2 protein-coding genes, 1 other RNA gene and 2 pseudogenes are annotated in these 3,542 nt (G+C 68.7%); 1 reads left to right on the forward strand and 4 read right to left on the reverse strand.

What is annotated here, in order from left to right; all coding sequences use genetic code 11:
• A pseudogene (locus tag AC5LSR_RS17065) lies at positions 1–254 on the forward strand (PepSY domain-containing protein); the annotation flags it as partial.
• A 727-nt stretch (positions 255–981) separates the two neighbouring features.
• Here the strand turns inward: AC5LSR_RS17065 and ssrA are convergent.
• From ssrA to AC5LSR_RS17085, 4 genes and pseudogenes are all read right to left on the reverse strand, one after another.
• Positions 982–1,359: a transfer-messenger RNA gene (gene ssrA, locus AC5LSR_RS17070) on the reverse strand.
• Positions 1,360–1,609: 250 nt separating this feature from the next.
• Complete coding sequence (smpB, locus tag AC5LSR_RS17075; RefSeq protein WP_250286617.1) at positions 1,610–2,089, reverse strand: SsrA-binding protein SmpB; 480 nt, start codon at positions 2,087–2,089, stop codon at positions 1,610–1,612.
• Positions 2,090–2,230: 141 nt separating this feature from the next.
• Positions 2,231–3,103, reverse strand: coding sequence for a permease-like cell division protein FtsX (ftsX, locus tag AC5LSR_RS17080; protein WP_250286618.1), 873 nt, complete (start codon positions 3,101–3,103; stop codon positions 2,231–2,233).
• Positions 3,104–3,347: 244 nt separating this feature from the next.
• A pseudogene (locus tag AC5LSR_RS17085) lies at positions 3,348–3,542 on the reverse strand (cell division ATP-binding protein FtsE); the annotation flags it as partial.

Consider the following 3,542-nt stretch of genomic DNA (forward strand, 5'->3'; position numbering starts at 1 on the left):
AAGGCTACCGCATGTGGTGGCAGCGCCGCCCCACCCGCGCCGACCGCACCCGGATCGTCGGCCCCCCGCCCGTACGCGGCGCCTGGCGGCACATCTGGAAACCGGCCCTGGTGGTCACCGCCCTCGTGACCGCGGCGATCGGCTGGGCACTGCCCGTCCTCGGCGTGTCCCTGGGTGCCTTCATCCTGATCGACATCCTGGTATGCCTGGCACGTAGCCGGTCACGAGGGCAGCACGAGACCTCGGCCGCCTGACCGGAGCGGCGCTCGCGACGAGCTGGCCGTAGCGGCACGGTGCCGCACACCGCGGCGGTCAGCTCGTCGCCCAGTCGTTCCAGGCCCTTCCCGGGGTAGGCACGACCGGAGCTGTGGGACGGCGAGCCGGTCGTCGCGGGCACCGTCGCGCCTATGGAGGAGGGCGGGCCGGCCGTCCCCCGAGCCATGGCCTGCCCCAGCCTCACCGTGCTCGGCGACACCCTGCGGTTGCGGCGTTTCTCACCGGCTGCACCGCGATGGACAGTTCGCACCTGAGACGTCCTCGACTGGCATTCCGGCGAGTAGCAGCCCGGGTGGTCCAGCCGTCCCTACCGAGCCGAAACAGCACGACAGTGGCTAGAGCGCCGGTCAAGTAGCGCGGATCCCATCCATGACCATCCGTACAGGCCATGATCCATGGATAGTTTGTCGTTGTGTACGCTTTTTGGCTGCAAAAACGTACACAACGACAAAATTACGCTGATCTTCTTCGGTGGCCGACGTCCATCGAAGCGTGCCGCCGCTCAGGGGGGATACGTATGGGGTTACCTGACCGGCGCTCTAGGACCGCGTCGCTGCCGGCTACATGCTGTAGTCGGCAGCGACCGTTGTGTCGGAGGAATCGAACCAGTCGATCAGCCTCTGACCTGGGCATCTTCCCGTCAACCCAGCAGCGGAACTCATAGAGTACACCTATTTGACCAGGTCAGGACGTTATAACTCATCGTGGTGGAGGTGGCGGGAATCGAACCCGCGTCCTCCGGCCCCGCAACAGGACTTCTCCGGGCGCAGCCTGCTTGTTGTTTCTCAGCCCCACCGGTCACGCAGGCAAGCCGGTGTGGGCTCAGTCACTGTGAGGTGTTCCTTGCCGATCCCGTGACCGGATCAGAAGGTGATCCTCCTGGCGACGCCAGGTCCTGAGCCGGAGGCACTCTCAGGCTGACGGCTACTTGATCCCGCTCAGGCCGCGAGGGCGAAAGTGCGGGGTGTAGCAGACTGCGACTTGTTGGCAGTTGTTTCTTCGAGCGGATCGTTTACGAGATAACCGCTCATCCTCGGCCCGCTTCCCCTATCCCGACGTCCGAAGTCGAAACCGGTCACCCCCGTGTCATGTTGGTTCATATCACGCTAGCCGACACGTTGATCAACATGTCGGTCAACGCTGCTTTCATGTTCATCCTACCCGAGTCGCCGCACCATGACACGCCCTGGTCAACGTGACGCGCCCTGGCCCGACGCCAAACAGCCAACGTCGAACGTGCCGGACGTGTTCCCGTCGGCGCACCGGCTGGTTCGGGCGGCACCGGGTGATCCATCAGAGATCTTGAAAGGCCGGCCGGCGAACTCAGGGGACCTCAGTCGTCGCGGCCCTTGGCCCGTCGTCCCATGGCCCGGGAGACCTCGCGTGACGCGTCCCGCTCGGCGAGCACCTGGCGCTTGTCGTAGGTCTTGCGCCCCCGGGCCAGGGCGATCTCCACCTTCGCCCGGCCGTCCTTGAAGTACAGGGACAGCGGGACGAGGGTGAGGCCGCCCTCCCTGGTCTTGCCGACCAGCTTGGCGATCTCGTCGCGGTGCAGCAGCAGCTTGCGACGCCGCCGCGGGGCATGGTTCGTCCACGTGCCCTCGGTGTACTCGGGGATGTGCGCGCCGTGCAGCCACGCCTCCCCGTCGCTGATCTGCGCGAAGGCGTCCACCAGGGATGCCCGGCCCGCGCGCAGCGACTTCACCTCGGTGCCCTGCAACACGATCCCGGCCTCGATGGTGTCGAGGATGGTGTAGTCGTGCCGGGCACGCCGGTTCTGCGCAACCAGCTTCCGGCCGGTCTCCTTGGCCACGTTCGGGGTACCTCATTCTTTCCCTACCAGGTTCCACCGAGGTTACGCCGCCGCCGACCAGCCACGCGGAAGCACAGCGATCACGCCGCCGCCGGCCGTCCGGCGACCCCCTGAGGGTCGGCCAGCCTTCCAGCCCGCTGCCTAAACACGCAGGTGGCGGCGTAGCGCGACAGAAGCCATCGCCGCGGACGCCCCGGTGCCGACCAGCAGGACGCCGGCCACGGCGGCCCACACCGCGTCCCAGCCGAAAAGCGGGAACGCCGTCTGGCGGGCGAACCGGTGATCGACGAGGTAGATCTTGCCCGCGATCAGCGCGGCCGCGGCGAACAGGCCACCGACCATCCCGGCGACGGCGCTCTCCAGCACGAACGGGGCCCGGATCGTCCCGTTCGTCGCCCCCACCAGACGCATGATCGCGGTTTCCCGGCGCCGGCCGTGCGCGGAGACCCGGATCATCGTGTAGATCAGCGCGAACGCGGCCAGCGCCTGGACCGCGGCGAGCGCGAACGCGCCGATGGTGCAGGCGTCCAGGATCCGGTAGAGCGGGGCGAGCAGGGCACGCTGGTCACGGACCCGGTCGACCCCGTCCCGTCCGGCGTAACCGGTGATGATCTCGCCGGCCCGGCGCGGGTCGGCGAGCGTGAGACGGAACGAAGCGGGCAGGTCGGCCGCGCTCACCCCGCTGACGATGTCGGGCGAGTTGCGGAAGTCGCGCCTGAAGCGCTCGAACGCCTGCGCCTTGTCCTCGTAGCGGACGGCCTGCACCAGGGGGTCGGCACGCAGGTCGGCCGCGAGGGCGTCGCGTTCGGCGCCGGAGATGTTGTCGTCGAGGTCGATGACGGCCTGGATGCGGTCCAGGAGGAAACCGTCGACGGTGTGGGCCTGGGCCCGCAGCAGCAGCCCGGCGCCGAGCAGGGTCAGGCAGATGGCCACGGTGACGATCACCGCGACGGAGGTCGCCAGGTTGCGCCGCAGGCTGGTGAGGCCGATCGCGAGCAACGCCCCGGCGCGCATCCCGGCCATGTCCTCGCTGCCGCTGCCCGGCGGCCTGGGAAGCCGGAGCCTCCCGAGCCCGCCGAGCCCGCCCGAGCCGTCCGGCCCGCTCTTCCCGTCGGGCCTGCCCGAGCCGTCGGCCCCGCTCTTCCCGCCCGGCCCGCTCTTCCCATCCGGTCTGCCCGGCTCATCCGGTTCATCGGATAGGCCTGGTTTGTTGGGTTTATCAGGCTTACCGGGCTTGCCGGGCTTTGTGGTCACGGCGTCAGGGGGCCGGCTCGTAGCCGCCGGATGCCTGGTCACGCACGAGCGTCCCGTGCTCGAGCTCGACGACCCGTCGGCGCATGGTGTCCACCAGGGCGGCGTTGTGGGTGGCCATGACGACGGTCGTCCCCACCCGGTTGATCGCTCCCAGCAGGTTCATGATCCCAGCTCCGGTGGCCGGGTCGAGGTTGCCGGT

This window comes from Protofrankia sp. CiP1_Cm_nod4, from assembly GCF_982290645.1.